This window comes from Alloalcanivorax gelatiniphagus, assembly GCF_005938655.1.
Lineage (GTDB): Bacteria > Pseudomonadota > Gammaproteobacteria > Pseudomonadales > Alcanivoracaceae > Alloalcanivorax > Alloalcanivorax gelatiniphagus.
In genome coordinates this window covers 86099-102645 of the sequence record NZ_VCQT01000046.1, presented here as the reverse complement: position 1 = coordinate 102645, position 16547 = coordinate 86099, and the positions used below count along the sequence as shown (strand labels likewise).

17 protein-coding genes are annotated in these 16547 nt (G+C 64.6%); 15 read left to right on the top strand and 2 right to left on the bottom strand.

Going from position 1 to position 16547, the window contains the following annotated elements:
- Positions 1–24: 24 nt before the first annotated feature.
- Entirely contained in the window at positions 25–366 is a 342-nt protein-coding gene (gene fliE, locus FGS76_RS18040) for a flagellar hook-basal body complex protein FliE (protein WP_138774049.1), read from the top strand.
- Between the two features lie 95 nt (positions 367–461).
- Here fliE and FGS76_RS18035 read toward each other — a convergent pair whose 3' ends face one another.
- Positions 462–830, bottom strand: coding sequence for a flagellar protein FlaG (locus tag FGS76_RS18035; protein ID WP_138774048.1), 369 nt, complete (start codon positions 828–830; stop codon positions 462–464).
- 305 nt (positions 831–1135) lie between these two features.
- A complete protein-coding gene (locus FGS76_RS18030) occupies positions 1136–2413 on the bottom strand; it encodes a FliC/FljB family flagellin (protein WP_138774047.1) in 1278 nt (425 codons plus the stop codon).
- 274 nt (positions 2414–2687) lie between these two features.
- Between FGS76_RS18030 and FGS76_RS18025 the strand changes: the two genes are divergently transcribed.
- The 14 genes from FGS76_RS18025 to FGS76_RS17960 all read left to right on the top strand — a co-directional run bounded on the left by FGS76_RS18025 (position 2688) and on the right by FGS76_RS17960 (position 16544).
- Positions 2688–4352, top strand: coding sequence for an HD domain-containing phosphohydrolase (locus tag FGS76_RS18025; RefSeq protein WP_138774046.1), 1665 nt, complete (start codon positions 2688–2690; stop codon positions 4350–4352).
- A gap of 145 nt (positions 4353–4497) precedes the next feature.
- Positions 4498–5847, top strand: coding sequence for a flagellar filament capping protein FliD (gene fliD, locus FGS76_RS18020; protein ID WP_138774045.1), 1350 nt, complete (start codon positions 4498–4500; stop codon positions 5845–5847).
- Between the two features lie 24 nt (positions 5848–5871).
- Entirely contained in the window at positions 5872–6297 is a 426-nt protein-coding gene (gene fliS / locus FGS76_RS18015) for a flagellar export chaperone FliS (protein ID WP_138774044.1), read from the top strand.
- Positions 6294–6683, top strand: coding sequence for a flagellar protein FliT (gene fliT / locus FGS76_RS18010; RefSeq protein ID WP_138774043.1), 390 nt, complete (start codon positions 6294–6296; stop codon positions 6681–6683). Before fliS ends, fliT begins: the two co-directional genes overlap by 4 nt.
- Positions 6680–7858: a flagellar hook-length control protein FliK gene (fliK, locus tag FGS76_RS18005; protein WP_138774042.1), complete on the top strand. Its 1179-nt coding sequence runs from the start codon at positions 6680–6682 to the stop codon at positions 7856–7858. The genes fliT and fliK overlap by 4 nt, the downstream gene beginning before the upstream one ends.
- Positions 7851–8147 (top strand): EscU/YscU/HrcU family type III secretion system export apparatus switch protein, encoded by a 297-nt coding sequence (locus FGS76_RS18000; protein ID WP_138774041.1) that lies wholly within the window; start codon positions 7851–7853, stop codon positions 8145–8147. The genes fliK and FGS76_RS18000 overlap by 8 nt, the downstream gene beginning before the upstream one ends.
- Before the next feature lie 528 nt (positions 8148–8675).
- Positions 8676–8981 (top strand): flagellar transcriptional regulator FlhD, encoded by a 306-nt coding sequence (gene flhD / locus FGS76_RS17995; protein WP_138774040.1) that lies wholly within the window; start codon positions 8676–8678, stop codon positions 8979–8981.
- 10 nt (positions 8982–8991) lie between these two features.
- Entirely contained in the window at positions 8992–9537 is a 546-nt protein-coding gene (gene flhC / locus FGS76_RS17990) for a flagellar transcriptional regulator FlhC (protein WP_138774039.1), read from the top strand.
- Between the two features lie 127 nt (positions 9538–9664).
- Positions 9665–10540 carry a flagellar motor stator protein MotA gene (gene motA, locus FGS76_RS17985; protein ID WP_138774038.1) on the top strand — a complete coding sequence of 292 codons (876 nt, stop codon included), beginning with the start codon at positions 9665–9667 and terminating at the stop codon, positions 10538–10540.
- A complete protein-coding gene (gene motB / locus FGS76_RS17980; RefSeq protein WP_138774037.1) occupies positions 10537–11409 on the top strand; it encodes a flagellar motor protein MotB in 873 nt (290 codons plus the stop codon). The genes motA and motB overlap by 4 nt, the downstream gene beginning before the upstream one ends.
- 2 nt (positions 11410–11411) lie before the next feature.
- Positions 11412–13493 carry a chemotaxis protein CheA gene (gene cheA, locus FGS76_RS17975; protein WP_138774036.1) on the top strand — a complete coding sequence of 694 codons (2082 nt, stop codon included), beginning with the start codon at positions 11412–11414 and terminating at the stop codon, positions 13491–13493.
- On the top strand, positions 13490–13987 hold the full coding sequence (locus FGS76_RS17970) for a chemotaxis protein CheW (RefSeq protein WP_138774035.1): 498 nt from the start codon (positions 13490–13492) through the stop codon (positions 13985–13987). The genes cheA and FGS76_RS17970 overlap by 4 nt, the downstream gene beginning before the upstream one ends.
- A gap of 104 nt (positions 13988–14091) precedes the next feature.
- Positions 14092–15684: a methyl-accepting chemotaxis protein gene (locus FGS76_RS17965; protein ID WP_240692595.1), complete on the top strand. Its 1593-nt coding sequence runs from the start codon at positions 14092–14094 to the stop codon at positions 15682–15684.
- Positions 15681–16544 (top strand): CheR family methyltransferase, encoded by an 864-nt coding sequence (locus FGS76_RS17960; RefSeq protein ID WP_138774033.1) that lies wholly within the window; start codon positions 15681–15683, stop codon positions 16542–16544. The genes FGS76_RS17965 and FGS76_RS17960 overlap by 4 nt, the downstream gene beginning before the upstream one ends.
- Positions 16545–16547: the final 3 nt, after the last annotated feature.

The window sequence follows — 16547 nt, the reverse complement described above, 5'->3', positions numbered from 1 at the left end:
CGACCCTGAGAAATGGAGCGCAGGATGAGCACATCGGTCTCCCCCGCCCTGCAGGCGGCCCTGACCCAAATGCGTGAACTGGCCGCCCAGGCCGGCCCCGCGGATGCCCCCCGGGGCGAGCGGTTCAATGCCACCGTGGGCAGCGGCGGCTTCAGCGATGCTCTGCAGAGCAGCCTGGAGCGCATCAACCAACTGCAACAGGACTCCGCCGCCAGCGCCCGCGCCTTCCAGGCCGGCGAACCCGGGGTGGAACTCCATGACGTGATGATCACCGGCCAGAAAGCCAGCATCGCCTTCGAGATGGGGGTGCAGATGCGCAACCGGTTGGTGAATGCCTATAAAGACATCATGAATATGCAGGTTTGAGGGTAGTTGAAAGTGACAAGTTGAAAGTTAAAACGCGGACATGCGTTTCCCGGGCAGGGGAGCCGTGCCCGCGCTCAATCGGGGGCTTCCCGTTCTCAGATTTCCTCACGCAACAACAGACCTTTTACCTCCTCCAGCCGTTGCGCCGCATTGAGGGCCTCCTCCGGCGGGATCTGACGGATCAGCTCGCCATTGTCCCGGTCGATCAGACGGATGATGGTGCGGCCGGAGTCGTCGCTGATCTCGAACTGCACGCCATAGCGGCGTAATACCTCGTTGACCTGCTGAACCGGGCGCACCAGGTCCTCGCCGGACACGGCGCGGGCCTCGGCTGCGGTGGTGTGGTCCGCGTCCGGGCGCACCGCCAGTTGCTGAAGCACCTTTTCCACCCGCTGTCGGGCGGCCAGATAAGAGAACTGGGACGCCTGCGGCGAGGAAGCGGAACCGTCGATCGGATAGCTCATGGCGGGGTCTCTGCAATATTTGTCATTGTATCGAACCTGTTATCGACCGGCGCCCGGTGATCTTTAGCGGCAAGACGGCCAAGGTTCATCGCGACTGAAGTCGCTCCTACAAAAGACACCCACACAGCTGCGCTTCGAGGTAGCGGAACCGTTGAACCCTGGGTAGGAGCGACTTCAGTCGCGATAACGATGGCACCCGAGGGGATCGTGCCTTAAGCGGAGTGCCGCCCAGCCGCTCCTACTCAAAGATGGGCGCAAAAAAAAGGGCCCCGAAGGGCCCTTCATGGCGACCGGATGGTACCGGTTTAGCCGAGCAGGGACAGAACGCCCTGCGGTACCTGGTTGGCCTGGGCCAGTACGGAGGTGCCGGCCTGCTGCAGGATCTGCGCGCGGGTCATGTTGGACACTTCCACCGCGTAGTCGGCATCTTCGATGCGCGAACGGGCCGCGGTCAGGTTGGTTTCGGTGGTGCTCAGGTTGCTGATGGCGGAATCGAAGCGGTTCTGCATGGCACCCAGCTCGGAGCGCAGGCTATCCACGCTGCTCAGAGCGCCGTCCAGAGCTTTCAGGGGGTCAACGTTCACTTCGTCGCCCTTGGTGGCGGTGCCGTCGGTGGCGATGCTGACCTTGTTATAGGTGCCGTCGCCGTTGTCCACCACGAACTCACCGGTACCGTTACCTTTGGAGTCGTTCAGCTCGATCAGGTCGGAGGAACCCAGGTTGGTGGCGGTGTCGACAGCGGTCACGTCGGCTTTAACGCTGGTCACCGGGCCGTTCTGAGTGTCCACATCGGCGGCATCAAGGGCGGTGCCGGAGCTGTCGAAGGTCAGGCCAGTGGAGTCGGATGCGTCCACGCCGTAGTAGTTGCCATCGCTGGCCAGAACCGCGTAGCCGGAGCCGTCGGCTTTCTCATAGATGTTACCGTCGGCGCTTACGTCGCCCAGGGGGGTACCGTTCTGGTCAACCAGGTCGGCCAGGTCGGCGGTGGCGAATTTGGCGGTGGCGCCGGCGCCGTCGGCCACTTTGTCGCCGAAGTTAGCGGACTGGACGGTTTCCTTGGTGATGTCGAAGTTGTCCAGTTTCAGGGTCTTGGCGTTGATTTCTTTCAGGTTCATGGTGATTTTCTCACCATCGTTGGCGCCTACCTGGATGGAGAATTCCTGGTTGGAAGCCAGCACTTTAACGCCGTTGAAGTTGGTTTCCTGGGAAATACGGTCAACTTCTTCCAGGCGCTGGTTGATCTCGTCCTGGATGGAGGACAGGTCGGAAGCGCTGTTGGTGTCGTTCTGAGCCTGAACGGTCAGCTCACGGATGCGCTGCAGGTTGTCGTTGACCTGGTTGAGAGCGCCTTCAGCGGTCTGCGCCACGGAGATACCGTCGTTGGCGTTGCGCTGGGCCTGTGCCAGACCGGTGGTCTGAGCGGTCATGCGGTTGGCGATGGCCTGGCCGGCGGCGTCGTCGGCGGCGCTGTTGATGCGCAGGCCGGAGGACAGACGCTCCATGGAGGTCTGCAGCGCGCTCTGGGATTTGCCCAGATTTTGCTGGCCGATCATGGCCGTGATGTTGGTATTGATAACTGACATGGCAATGTCCTTTTCGATTTCACCGTTTGGGTATGAGAGCAACGGCGCGGGCCGTTACCCCTTTTTTCGGCTGCACACGCCCGGTCTTTAGGGTCGACCATAAAAAAAGCTGTGGCGCGCCTCCGGTGAAACCGGCGCGGGGACGTTTTTCTTCCCCACAAAGGCCGCCGTGAGGGACTTTCACGCCGGCCCCACGACATTCGTGGATGATTGCATATAAAGCGTTCAGCCCCTTAGCCGATACACTGGGGGCTGCGTGTTACGAGGATCTTCCATGACGTCTCCCCCCAAGGATTTCGAGCGGATCGTTCAATCGGATCGCATTGACGAGCTGCTGACCATTTTGTCCGGCCCCGCGGGCCTGGGCCTGTCCCTGGAGAATCGGGACAGCGACCCCATGCCGGCGCTGCTGGAGGGGTTCCAACCCGGCCAGCCGTTGCTGCTGGATATCTCCACCCTGGGGGAGCGTATCGGCAAGCTACGCCGGGGCGTGGGCTTCCGGCTGGTGGGGCAGGGGCAGGGCGGCATGATCCGCACGCCGGTGCTCAAGGCCGTGGATATAGAGGACAAGGAAGGCCGGTGGTGGCTGCGCTGTCCTTACCCGGGCTATCTGGAGTGGCAGCAGCGCCGTGACGCCTTCCGGGCGGAGCTGCGGCTTGGCATGCAAGCGGCGGTGGCGGTGTACGACCGGGACAGGGGTGTCAGCGGGCTCGGTGATCTGCGCGACCTGTCGCTCACCGGTTGTCGGGTGGAGCTGGAAGCCAGCGGCCTGACCGCCGGTCTGGACCCGGACCACCGTCTGGCTCTGGAAATGACCTTCCCCGATGGCAGTATTTTCGAGGTGGCGGCCCGCTCCCCCCATCAGCGGGTGGATGCGGAGCGCGGCATGGTCAGCGTCGGCTTTTCCTTCGAGGATCTGAATCTGGAGCAGGAGCGCCGGCTGTGGTTCCTGGTGCGGGAGGTGGAGCGCGAAGCGGCGCGTACCGCCGGCGGCATGCGCAAGGATCTGGCCCCCTCATCCCTGTTCCGGCGGTTGGCGCCGGCGCCCCTGAGGGCCAACCCGCGTTCCCGCTTCCCGGTGCCGGTCATGGCCGAAAAGCTGGCGCCCTGCGCCGGCTGGCTGGATAACCAGATATTGGTTCTGCGCCAGGGGCAGCATATTGATGGCGCGCAACTGTCCCGTCAGGCGGACCGTCTGATCGAGCTTTGGGAGGAGGACCGGGAGGGCCTGCTGTTCGCCACCCGCTGCCTGGACCGGGAGCCCTTGCTGGTGCGCCATGGTCTGGGCGTGGCGGTGCATTTGCTGGACCTGGCCCGCGCCGAGAACATGCCCCGGGCGCTGTGCAAGGCCCTGGCCGCGGCCGCCATGGTGCACGATCTGGGCAAGGCGCTGTTGCCTCCGAACCTGCTCGCCCTGCCGGTGCTGGATGCCCGCCAGTACAGCTGGTTGCAGGGCCATGTGCCCCTGCTGATGCAGCGCATGGACGATTGCGGCTGGCTGACCCGGCCGGTGCTGGACGCGGTGGTGGGAGACATCAACGAACGTCTGGATGGCAGTGGTTATCCCCGGCAGCGGCAGGGCGATGACCTGAGCCAGCTGGCGCGGCTGGCATCGGTGGTGGACGTGGTGGACATTATGTCCCGGCAGCGGCCGGGCCGTGATCCCTGGTCGGTCACCGACATCTATGCCTGGCTGGACCGTAACGGTGCCCGCTTCGACCGCCGCTGGGTGAATCGCTACCGGGACCATTTCGGCATCTGGCCGGTGGGCAGCCTGGTGCGCTATCCGGACGGCCTGATCGGTCGCGTGGCCGCCCTGGACCAGCGGGGGTTGCCTTCCCGGCTGCGGCTGCCCGCCGCCGACGGCGGCTGGTTAGAAGCCGAGGAACTGGCAAACAGGGAGGAACCGGAGATGTCGCTGGCCGCGCCGGCGGATTGATTGAGCACAGGAGGCCATTCTCCCTAAAGTCCCGCCTCGTCGCGCCGATATCGGTGAAAAGCGATCCTTGCCGGTCGTTATTCCACCGCTACCGGGGCGGTCGATTCGGCGACAATCCCCCGGAGAATACGAATAGGGAACCAAGATGGCCTCAATTTCCTCCTTGGGCATCGGCTCCGGCCTGGACTTGAACGGACTGCTTGATCAGCTGGAATCGTCCGAGCGCCAGCAGTTGGCACCGATCACCCGCAAGCAGCAAAGCTACCAGGCGAAGATCTCCGCCTATGGCAAGCTTGAGAGCGCGCTGAATGCGTTCAAGGAAGCCAGCGAGAAGCTCTCCGAAACCAAACATTTCCAGGCCGTCAAGAATCAGGTCGGCGGCGACGCCATCACCGTGATACAGGGCGACGGCGCGCTCACCGGTAACTACGACCTGGAAGTCACCCAGCGCGCCCGCGGCTACAGCATCGCCACCCAGGGCGTGGCCGACTCGGAAGAGCGGCTGGGCGCCGGCTCGATCAGCATCACGCTGGCCAACGGCGACACCATGGACGTGGAAATCACCGACAAGAAAAGTTCGCTGGAAAGCATCCGCGACACCATCAATGCCGCCGGCGGCGGCGTTCAGGCCTCGCTGATGAACGACGGCAGCGGCACCCCGTTCCGGCTGGTGCTGTCGTCCTCGGCCACCGGCACCGAGGCGGCCATCGCCGATGTCTCCTTCAGCGGCGGGCCCGCCGGCAGCCTGAGCCTGGACCCGGACACCGAGGTGCCGGCGCGCAACGCGGAGCTGACCGTCAACGGCATCGCCGTGAGCAGCCAGAGCAATCGGGTGGAGGGCGCGATTCAGGGCCTGACCCTGAATCTGGTGGAAACCGGCAGCGCCACCCTGGACGTGACCCGCGACACCGCCGGTATCAAGAAAGCCGTCACCAGCTTCGTGAACAGCTACAACAAGCTGCAGGAAACCATCGACGGCCTGTCCCGCTACGATCAGAAGACCCGTACCAGCGGTGACCTGCTGGGTGACACCACCCTGCGCGGCATCAATGCGCAGCTGCGTGGCCTGATGGGGAGCTCCGTGCCCGGGGGGGATCTGAACACCCTCACCGATATGGGCATCACCCTGACCGTGGACGGCACCCTGGAAATCGACGATGAGGAACTGGACGCGGCGGTGGAAAACAACCTTTCCGCGGTGTCCGCGTTCTTCGTCGGCAGCGGCGACGAGGACGGCATGGCGGTCCGCTTGGAGGAGACCCTGGCCGGCATCGTCGATGACGGCGGCACCCTGGAGGACGCCACCAAAGGTCTTGAGACCAGCATTGAGAACCTGCAGGCCCATTACTCGCGTACCGAGGAGCGTATCAATGCCACGCTGGCCCGTTATCGCAAGCAGTTTCAGCAGCTGGACAGCATGATCGCTCAGATGAACTCCACCAGTTCCTATCTCACCCAACAATTCGATGCGCTGAATGCTCAACTGGGCAAATAAACGCCACGGCGAAGGAAGGTTAATATGACAACATCGCGTGGTGCCGCCGCTTACGGCCGCGGTGCCGGGGCTTACGCCCGGGTCGGAGTGGAAAGCGGCGTACTGTCCGCCAGTCCCCACCAACTGATTACCCTGCTGTTCGATGGCGCGGCCAGCGCCATTCGCACCGCCGGCATGCATATGCAGGCGGGCAGGGCGGCGCAGAAGGGCCAGGCCATTTCCAAGGCCCTGGATATCGTCAACAACGGGCTGCTGGCGGCGCTGGATCGGGACAAGGGCGGTGAGATCGCCGAACGTCTGGCGTCGCTGTACGACTACATCGGGCGGCTGTTGCTGCAAGCCAATCTGCATAATGACCAGGCCAGCCTGGACCAGGCCGGTGCTCTGCTCGCCAACATCGCCTCGGCCTGGCGGGAAATCGAGCCAGCCGCCGCGCAGGGGGGCGAATGACGCGCACAGCCACCACCGCCGATCAGGTGATGAAGGTTTACGAACACCTGGCCCGTCGCACGCAGCGCATGGAAGCCTTCGCCCGCGAGGGAGACTGGGACGCTCTTATCGACGAAGAGACCCACTATGTGCGGGATGTGGAATGGCTGTCCCGCTGCGAACAGGATGTTCAACTGAGCAACGACCAGCAGGAGCGCAAGACCGCCGTGTTGGGCATTCTGCTGGAGCGGGAACTGAACATCCGCGCCTGTCTGGTGGCGCGCCGCGACGAGCTGGATCAGTTGATCGGTCTGTCCCGCCGGCGGCGTGACCTGAACCGCTCCTATGGACCCCAGGAAGCGGCGGTGGTGGACGGCCGGGCACGCTTCGAAAAAGGACGTCCGTGAGCGGCATCACGCCGATTCTCGATACCCTGCTCCATCAGGTGCTGGGCAAGCGGGTGGACGTGCCGGTGATACGCGACCTGCCGTCACCGGTGCGGCCGTTGCAGCCGGGGCAGGCGTTGCAGGCGGTGCACAGTGATTCCCGTCTGGACCCGCGTCCGACGCCCGCCGGCGACAGTGCGCGAGGCGCGCCCACCTCGGAGCGTCCCGCCGCGCCGCCGCCACTGCCGGCGGCGCCACCGGCGGGGGGCTCCACCCGCACCCACTTCAGCGCCGCCGCCCGCACCATCGGTGATCTGCTCAGTCAGTACCCGGCACCGCCCTCGGCGGTGCGTCCGGCGGCGCCGCTGTTGCCCGCCGGCGAGACCGGGGCGGTTCGGGTCGCCGCCGATCTGCGCGGCAGCCTGGAACAGAGCGGCCTGTTCTACGAATCCCATCTTCAGGGCTGGTTCCGGGGCGAGCGCAGCCTGGAGCAGTTGGCCCGGGAGCCGCAGATGCGGCTGTTCCGGGAGGCCCTGGGGCCAACCGCCGGCGCCGAACCGCCGGCACGCCCCCAGGCACCGGCGCGGACCGGCACGGCCGCCGCCGCGCCCGCCGGTCAGCCGGACACGCGGCCGGCCGCGCCGGCGGCGGCCCCTTCCGTGGCCTCGTCCCCGGCCGCCGCCGCCACCACCAGCCCCGCCGGGGCCGGCAACGTGGAGAGCGGGGCGGACCCGGAAGCTCGTGTCGCCGCCGAATCCGCCCCCGCCGGGCGGGTGCCATTTTCCGAAGGCCAGAGTGAGGCGCTGCACGGCGTGCTGCGCCACCAGCTGGAAATGCTGGCCACCCCGGTGCTGCGCTGGGAGGGCGATGTGTGGTCCGGCCTGTTCATGGCCCTGGTCATGCAGATTCCGCCCCGCGACCCCCAGGGCCGGGAGCAGCCCCAAGGTGAGCAACGGCAACAGCGGGACGACGCCGCCCCGGCCTGGCGCTCGGAACTGACGCTGCGCCTGGCCACCCTGGGGGACGTGCGGGTGCGGCTGACCCTGGCGGGGCAGCGTGTGGATCTGGAGCTGAGCGCCGCGGAAACCACCGCCCGGCGGTTGCGGGCCGGTGGTTCGCGGCTGCGCGAGCGCCTGGAGCAGGTGGTGCGGGACCCGGTCAGCGTTACCGTCCATGAGGTGCGCGAGCATGAATGAAGGTTCCCCGGAAGACCGTCAGCGGCGCCGCGCCGTGGCCCTCACCTATCGGGAAGGCGAGGCCGCCCCCCGGGTATTGGCGCGGGGCTACGGTGAGCTGGCGGAACAGATCATCGCCGAGGCCCACCGTAACCAGGTATTCGTCCACGATGCCCCGGAACTGGTGGCGTTGTTGATGCAACTGGACGTGGATGCCTGTATCCCGCCGGCCCTGTATCAGGTGATCGCCGAGTTGCTGGTATGGGTGCGGGACCTGGAGGAGCGGGAAAAACAGCGCTTCGGAGACTGACCATAAAGTACCAGATGCAAGGAGTTGCGCCCTTTTTTGGGGGCTTTCTAATGTGAACGGGTTCCTTGCTTGTGTCGGACGGTAGGAAAAGAGGAGTTTGCACGGCCGTCCATGCTTCTGAAAAGTGACTCTAACTTGTTGATTTAACAGGAAGATGAAAAAAATAGCAGATCCGCTCCCACCGTCCTGAGCCGTAGGACAACCCCTCCGATCACCCCCTTTTTTCTTTCCCGTAATGTGACATAGATCACATTTTTCAAGCTATATGTGATTTTGTTCACAATTAAGTATGAGAAAAGAATCACTCCTATGGTACGTTTCGAATCACATAACCAATAGATGACTCTCTTACTTTCCAGTACACTTATAATACAAAAGTACTAGGTTTCGCGGATTTTCAGCATACAGTGACGGTTTTGGCGGCTTCCCGTCGGGGACCAGACCGGGATGCCCGGGCCGGCCGTCACGTCTTAACTATGGAATCGGGGATAGGCCCTCGATTGGGGTTACCGAAGGAGCACCGCAGCCATGAACGTCGACCATGTTCTTAATGAGATCCAGGACTTGAATCTGTCTTACATGCTGCTGGCGCAGCGGCTTCTCAATGAAGATTTCACCACCGCTCTGTTCCGCCTCAAGATCGATGAGGCAATGGGCCGGGTGTTGGTTTCGCTGTCCGCGAAGCAACTGGCGCGCCTGGCTCGCACCAATCAGTTGTTGTTCCGCCTGCAGCTGGACGATGCCGAGCAGGTCAGTCAGCTGACCCGTGAAAAGCGTGAGCAGGGCCTGGGGCAAACCCACGCTTCCCTGCTCATGGCGGCCTGCCAGCACTGAAGGGGGGGATATGTCCGAGAAAAGTCTGGTCGGCGAGATGCATCAGGTGCAGCTTGCCATTGAATTGATCGAACTGGGCGCCCGCCTGCAGGTTCTGGAATCGGAAATCGAGCTGAGCCGTGGCCGGCTGATCCGCCTCTACAAGGAGGTGCGTGGCGCCTCGCCGCCGAAGGGCATGCTGCCGTTCTCCACGGACTGGTTCATTACCTGGCTGCCCAATATCCACTCCTCGCTGTTCTATGCCTACTACCGGCAGTTGACCGAGGTGCAGGGTTGCGCGCGCATGGAAGGGTTCGTCAAATCCTACCGCCTGTACCTGGAACAGATGGCCCTGGATGAGGCGGAGCCGGTGCTTGGCCTGACCCGCGCCTGGACGTTGATCCGCTTTTTCGAGAGCGAGCTGTTCGAGCTGTCCTCCTGTACCAGCTGCGGCGGCCATTTCGTCAACCACGCCCATACACCCAGCCAGGACTTTGTCTGTGGCATTTGCCAGCCCCCCTCCCGGGCCGGCAAAACCCGTAAGAAGCCCAGCGTCAACAAAGCCGTGGGCATCTGAGCCTATCAAGTACCCGGCGCCGGGTCTCCGGCGCCGCTCCAGCCGCTAAAAATCCCCTCAAGCCCGACGCCTTCCTGCCGATACCTCAGGTAATGCGATTCACCTCCCGGCAGGAAGGACACCCGTTGTGCTGATACCTCTAGGCTTCATTATCGTCACGCTCTCCGTGTTCGGGGGCTTCGCTCTCGCGGGAGGAAGCCTGGGGCCGCTCTATCAGCCCACCGAAATTCTGATGATCGTGGGTGCGGCGGTGGGCGCTTTCGTGGCCGCCAACAACGGCAAGGCGATCAAGGCCACGTTCCGTTCCGCAAGCCGCCTCAAGCGCACCAAGCACTATGACAAGAGCATTTACATGGAGCTGATGGCGCTCCAGTACCGGTTGCTTACCAAGATGCGCCGGGAAGGGGTGCTGGGCGTGGAAAAGGACATCGAGAATCCCCAGGAGAGCGTGCTGTTCACCGAGCACCCGCGCATCGTCAGCGACCCGCTGATCATGGGGTTTCTCACCGATTACCTGCGTTTGATGGTCAGCGGCAGCGTCGATCCCATGGAACTGGACGAGCTGATGACCCATGAGATCGAGGCCTTCGAGCACGAGGCACATATCCCCGCCGACGCCCTGATGAAGGTGGGCGACGCCCTGCCGGCGTTCGGTATCGTGGCGGCGGTGCTGGGGGTGGTGAAGGCGCTGGCCTCGGCGGATTCCGGTGCCGGTGAAATGGGCATCATGATCGCCCACGCCCTGGTGGGCACCTTCCTGGGCATTCTGCTGGCCTACGGTTTCGTCAACCCGGTGGCCAGCCGCATCGACCGGCAGGTGGCGGAAGGGGTGAAGATGCTGCAGTGCGTGCGCGTCACCCTGCTTGCCAACCTGAACGGCTATGCGCCGCAGCTGGCGGTGGAGTTTGGTCGCAAGGCTCTGCACAGCGCCGAGCGTCCGTCCTTTGATGAACTGGAAGAGCATGTGCGCTCCGCCCGCGGTGGAGGCTCCGGCGAAGCATGAGCAATAACCATCGCACCATCGTCATTCGCAGACCCAGGCGCGCCCACGCGGCGCACCATGGCGGCGCCTGGAAGATCGCGCTGGCGGATTTCATGACCGCGTTGATGGCCCTGTTCCTGGTGCTGTGGATTCTCTCCACCGCCACCCCCTCGGAACTGCAGGGGCTGGCGGAGTACTTCCGCACCCCGCTCAAGGTGGCGCTGGCCAATGGTGACCGCAACTCGGCGAGCACCAGCGCCATTCCCGGTGGCGGCGCCGACCCGGCCCACTCCGACGGCGAACAGGCGCGCATCGATCTGAAGCGCCAGAGCCGTCCGGCGGAGGATCGGGCACGGTTGATGGAGTTGCGCCGGCGCATGGAAACGGTGATTCAGGAAGACCCGGCGCTGCGCAACGTGCGTGAACAGATGCGTTTCGAAATGACACAGGACGGCTTGCGGGTGCAATTGATGGATACCGACCGTCAGCCCATGTTCGAGCTCGGCAGCGACCGGGTGTCGCCGGCCATGCGCAAGTTGCTGCGCACCCTGGCGCCGCTGCTCAACGATGTGCCCAACCGGCTCAGCATCAGCGGCCACACCGACAGCCTGCGCTATGCCCGGGGTGACAGCGGCTACAGCAACTGGGAGCTGTCCAGCGACCGGGCCAACGCCTCCCGCCGGGAACTGGTGGCCGGTGGGCTGGATGGTAGCAAGCTGCTGCGCGTGACCGGCATGGGCGACCGTGTGCCGGTGCCGGGCAGCAATCCCGGCGATGCCGTCAACCGGCGCATCACCCTGGTGGTGCTCAGTGACAGCGCCGCCCGGCGTCTGCAAGCGGGAAGCCGCTCGGACGTCTCCGATCTTCCTTCGCAACGGGTCCCGGACTGAACATGGACATTACCGATTTCTACGACACCTTTTTCGAGGAAGCCGACGAGCTGCTGGCGGAGATGGAAACCCATCTTCTCGACCTGGACGTGGATCAGCCCGACCAGGAGCGGCTCAACGCCATCTTCCGCGCCGCCCATTCGATCAAGGGCGGTGCTGGCACCTTCGGGTTCGAGGCGCTGCAACGCACCACGCACCTGCTGGAAAACCTGCTCGACTACGCCCGTCGCGGTGAACTGCAACTGCGCCGGGACATCGTCGACACCTTTCTGGAAGCCAAAGATATGTTGAACGACCAACTGGATGCCTACCGTCAGGGCGGCGAGCCCGATCCGGAGGCCCTGGAGCGGATCTGCGAAACCCTGCGGCGGCTGGCCCTGGAGGAGATCGGCCATCACGCGGAAGCGGACGCCCCGGCCCCGACCCCGGCGAGCAAGCCGGCGGCGGAGCCCGAGCCCGCCGCCGCCGTGGGCGGCGGCCGTTATCAGGTGGCGCTGCTGGGCGTGGCCGACAAGGACCGTGCTCTGCTGATCGAGGAACTGGGCCAGCTCGGTGAGGTGGAGAGTCACGAAGGTGACGTCGAGCAGTACCGGGTGGTGATGAAGACCTCGCTGAGCGTTGACGACATCGAAGCGGTGATGTGCTTCATCGTCGAGCCGGAACAGCTGTCGATCCAGGCCCTGGACACGCCCGCCGAGCCGGTGGCCGAGGCCGCCGCGCCGCAAGCCGGGAAAGCGGAACAAACCGAGCAAGCCGCGCAAGCCGAGAAGGCCGAGACCGCCGACAAGCCGGCGGATGCCAAGCCCGCCGCGCCGGCCAAAGCCGCCGGCAAGTCCGCCAGTAAAGCCCCGGCCGGTGGCGAGTCCACCTCAATCCGGGTGCCGGTGGCCAAGGTCGACCAGATCATCAACCTGGTGGGTGAGCTGATCATCACCCAATCCATGCTTAACCAGGTGGCCGAGGACTCCGACACCGGCAAGGACACCGGCCTGGTGACCGGCCTCAACCTGCTGCAGCGCACCGCCCGGGATCTGCAGGAGGCGGTGATGTCCGTGCGCATGGTGCCGATGGATTATGTGTTCAGCCGTTTCCCGCGCCTGGTGCGCGACCTGGCCAGCAAGCTCGGCAAGGAGGTGGAACTGGTCACCGAGGGCAAATCCACGGAACTGGACAAGGGCCTCACCGAACGCATCATCGACCCGCTCACCCACCTGGTTCGCAACAGCCTGGACCATGGCATCGAGACGCCGGACCGCCGGGAAGCCGCCGGCAAACCGCGCACCGGTCGTTTGCTGCTCTCCGCCCAGCATCAGGGCGGCAACATTCTGATCGAAGTGATCGACGACGGCGCCGGCCTGAACCGGGAAAAACTGCTGGCCAAGGCGCGCAGCAGCGGTCTGTCGGTGTCCGACTCGATGAGCGACGACGAGGTCTGGCAGCTGATTTTCGCGCCCGGGTTCTCCACCGCCGAGGAGGTCAGCGACGTGTCCGGCCGGGGTGTCGGCATGGACGTGGTCAAACGGAACATCCAGTCCATGGGCGGCCACGTGGAAATCCTGTCGAAACCGGGGCAGGGCACCACCACCCGCATCGTGCTGCCTCTCACCCTGGCGATTCTCGATGGCATGTCGATCCGCGTGGGCGGCGAGACCTTCATCCTGCCGGTGAGCGCGGTGATCGAATCCCTGCAGCCGTCCGCCGACGACCTCTACACACTGGCCGGCGGCGACACCCTTCTCAAGGTGCGCGAGGACTATCTGCCGGTGGTGGCGGTGCATCACGCCCTGGACGTGGCCGAGGCGATCACCGACCCGACCCGGGCCATCGCCGTGATCGTACAGGGCGAGGGACGCCGCTACGCGGTGCTGGTGGACAACCTGATCGGCCAGCAGCAGGTAGTGGTCAAGAACCTGGAAACCAATTACCGGAAGGTGCCCGGCGTTTCGGCGGCCACCATTCTTGGTGACGGCAGCGTGGCATTGATTCTCGATGTCTCGGATCTGCACCGTCTGGCACAGAGCAAAAAAGACAATCGCATCTTTGGCAATGTATCCCACCTCGTAGAGGAGATAGAACCATCATGAGCAACGCTACCGCATTGCAGCATAGCATCGCCGCGGAAACCGGCAGTCAGGAGTTTCTGGTGTTTTCCCTGGGCGAGGAAGAGTACGCCATCGATATCCTCAAGGTGCAGGAGATCCGTGGCTACGAAAACGTCACGCGCATCGCCAACGCGCCGGATTTCATCAAGGGCGTGGCCAATCTGCGCGGAGTGATCGTGCCGATCGTCGATCTGCGCATCAAGTTCCGGCTGGCGGAAGCCAACTACGACGAGCAGACGGTGGTGATCGTGGTCAACATCGCCGACCGGGTGGTGGGTATCGTCGTCGACCGGGTTTCCGACGTGATGACGCTGACTTCGGAGCAACGCAAGCCGGCGCCTGAATTCGGTCTCTCGCTGCCGCTCGACTACATCCACGGGCTCGGCAACCTGGACGACCGCATGCTGGTGCTGGTGGACATCGAGAAGCTGCTGACCAGCGAAGAGATGGCATTGGTCGAGGAGGCCGGCGAGTAAGCGCCGGCCGAAACCGATCCTTCAGAGTTAAGAACAAGAGGTAGGTGATGCGCGACAACCAGCCTGTAACAGGGCATGAGCACAAGCTGAGGTCCGATGATTTTTTGATTTCTCGCACCGATCTTCGAGGTCGCATCACCTATGCCAACCCCGCCTTCGTGGAGGTCAGCGGCTTCACCAACGATGAGTTGGTGGGTGCGCCCCATAACATTGTTCGCCACCCGGACATGCCCGCGGCGGCGTTCAAGGACCTGTGGTCCTGCATCAAGGGCGGTGACGTCTGGATCGGCCTGGTAAAGAACCGCCGCAAGAACGGCGACTACTACTGGGTGCGCGCCCACGTCACGCCGATCAGCGAAGGCGGTGACATCGTCGGCTTCGTATCGGTGCGCTTGAAAGCGGATAACGCCTCCATCGCCGCCGCGGAACGGGATTACGCCGCCTTGCGCGAGGGCCGTGGTGGCCATCTGTACCTGCACAAGGGCGAGGTGCGTCGCCGTGGCCCGCTGGCGGCGCTGAAACGCTGGGACCCCCGCTCGGTGACCAGCCGCATGTCGCTGCTGTTCAGCGGCTGCGCCGCCCTGGTGCTGCTGATCACCGGCGTGGTGCTTTATTCCCTGGAGCAGGCGCAGGCGGCCGTGCCCACCCTGTTGCTGGCGGTGCCCGCCGTGGGCATCGCGCTGATGGGGCTGGGTTTCCATGCGGTGACCCGGTCGGTGCTGGCGCCGGTGCGCACCGCCGGCAGGTTCACCCTGCAGGTGGCGGCGGGCAACCTGGCGGCGCGGCCGCCGGCCCGCTCCGGCGGCGAGCTTGGCATGCTGGTGATGGGCCTCAAACTGATGCGCCGCAGCCTGGGCAGCATCGTCGGGCACATGCAGCAGGGTATGACGGTGGTGGCGCCGGCGGCCCGGGACATCGCCGAGGGCAATGAGGATCTGTCGTCGCGCTCCGAGCAGCAGGCCAGTTCGCTGCAACAGACCGCCGCCAGCATGGAGCAGATGACCGCCACCGTGGCTCAGAACGCGGACAGCGCCCGCCAGGCCAGTGAGCTCACCGCCGACGCCTCCCGTTCCACATCGGAAAGCGTCGAGGTGATGGGGCAGGTGGTCAGCACCATGTCGCGCATCACCGCCAGCTCCGAACGGATGGGGGAGATCATCGGCACCATCGATTCGATCGCCTTCCAGACCAGCATCCTGGCACTGAACGCCTCGGTGGAGGCGGCGCGGGCCGGTGAGCATGGCAAGGGCTTCGCGGTGGTGGCCCAGGAAGTCCGCAATCTGGCCGGCCGGTCCGCGGACGCCGCCCGGGAAATCCGTGGCCTGATCGACGGTTCCGGCCAGGAAATCGACAGCGGCGCCGACCTGGTGCGGCGCGCGGAAACGGCCATTTCATCGGTGGCCGACTCGGTGGGCCGGGTCAACGAGTTCATGGCGGATATCCGCTCCGCCTCCGAAGAGCAAAGCGCCGGCATTACCCAGATCAACGCGGCGGTGGCGCAAATGGATGTGGTCACTCGCCAGAATGCCGACCGGGTTCAGTCATCCGCCATCGCCGCCGCTTCCATGGAACGGCAGGTGCGGTTACTGACCCATTCCATGAACGTGTTCCGTCTGGATGATTCCCCGGAGCGCGCACGCAAGCCGGTTGCCAGCGCGCCCAGAGCGCGGGACGCAGCCTTGGAGAGTGCCACTTGAACAACGACCTGGAACGCTATGCCGCTGGCTCCACCAAAACGCCGGAGCGCGACCTGCTGTTCAGTGACGCGGACTTTGAACGCATTCGTGAGCTGATCTACCGGCGCGCCGGCATCGTATTGGCTTCCCATAAGCGCGATATGGTGTACAGCCGCGTGGGGCGACGGGTACGCCAGCAAGGATTGCTGAGCTTCCACGATTACCTGACCCGCCTGGAGCGGGAAACCGGTGGCCCGGAATGGGAGGCCTTCACCAATACCCTGACCACCAACCTGACCGCGTTCTTCCGCGAGGCTCACCACTTTCCGCTGCTCGCCGACCATGTGCGCGGCCGGCCCGGGCCGATCCGGGTGTGGAGCGCCGGCGCCTCCACCGGAGAGGAACCCTACTCCCTGGCCATGCTGCTGCTGGAGACCCTGGGCGACAAGGCCAAGTTCGAAATACTGGCCACGGACATCGACACCGATGCCCTGAACCGGGCGCGCCTCGGCGTCTATCCGCTGGCCCAGGTGCAGAAGCTCGATGAACAGCGGCGGCGGCGCTTTTTCCAACGCGGCAGCGGCGCCCGCGCCGGCTTTGCCCGGGTGCGCCCGGAAGTGGCATCGCGGGTCCGCTTTGAAACCCTCAATCTGGTAACCCCCGGTTGGAAGGTGGACCCGCCGTTCGACGCCATCTTCTGCCGCAACGTGATGATCTATTTCGACCGCGACACCCAGGCCCGGGTGCTGGAGCGCTTCGCGCCCTTGCTGAAGAGTGACGGGCTTTTGTTCGCCGGCCATTCCGAGAGCTTTTCCTATATCAGCGACCGCTTTCTGTTGCGTGGGCAGACCGTCTATCGCCCGGTCCACACTAAAGGCTGAGCG

Excerpts from the sequence above, each read along its gene's own strand:
- fliE (WP_138774049.1), top strand. The coding sequence starts at position 25 with ATGAGCACATCGGTCTCCCCCGCCCTGCAGGCGGCCCTGACCCAAATG.
- FGS76_RS18035 (WP_138774048.1), bottom strand. The coding sequence starts at position 830 with ATGAGCTATCCGATCGACGGTTCCGCTTCCTCGCCGCAGGCGTCCCAG.
- FGS76_RS18030 (WP_138774047.1), bottom strand. The coding sequence starts at position 2,413 with ATGTCAGTTATCAATACCAACATCACGGCCATGATCGGCCAGCAAAAT.
- FGS76_RS18025 (WP_138774046.1), top strand. The coding sequence starts at position 2,688 with ATGACGTCTCCCCCCAAGGATTTCGAGCGGATCGTTCAATCGGATCGC.
- fliD (WP_138774045.1), top strand. The coding sequence starts at position 4,498 with ATGGCCTCAATTTCCTCCTTGGGCATCGGCTCCGGCCTGGACTTGAAC.
- fliS (WP_138774044.1), top strand. The coding sequence starts at position 5,872 with ATGACAACATCGCGTGGTGCCGCCGCTTACGGCCGCGGTGCCGGGGCT.
- fliT (WP_138774043.1), top strand. The coding sequence starts at position 6,294 with ATGACGCGCACAGCCACCACCGCCGATCAGGTGATGAAGGTTTACGAA.
- FGS76_RS18000 (WP_138774041.1), top strand. The coding sequence starts at position 7,851 with ATGAATGAAGGTTCCCCGGAAGACCGTCAGCGGCGCCGCGCCGTGGCC.
- flhD (WP_138774040.1), top strand. The coding sequence starts at position 8,676 with ATGAACGTCGACCATGTTCTTAATGAGATCCAGGACTTGAATCTGTCT.
- flhC (WP_138774039.1), top strand. The coding sequence starts at position 8,992 with ATGTCCGAGAAAAGTCTGGTCGGCGAGATGCATCAGGTGCAGCTTGCC.
- motB (WP_138774037.1), top strand. The coding sequence starts at position 10,537 with ATGAGCAATAACCATCGCACCATCGTCATTCGCAGACCCAGGCGCGCC.
- cheA (WP_138774036.1), top strand. The coding sequence starts at position 11,412 with ATGGACATTACCGATTTCTACGACACCTTTTTCGAGGAAGCCGACGAG.
- FGS76_RS17970 (WP_138774035.1), top strand. The coding sequence starts at position 13,490 with ATGAGCAACGCTACCGCATTGCAGCATAGCATCGCCGCGGAAACCGGC.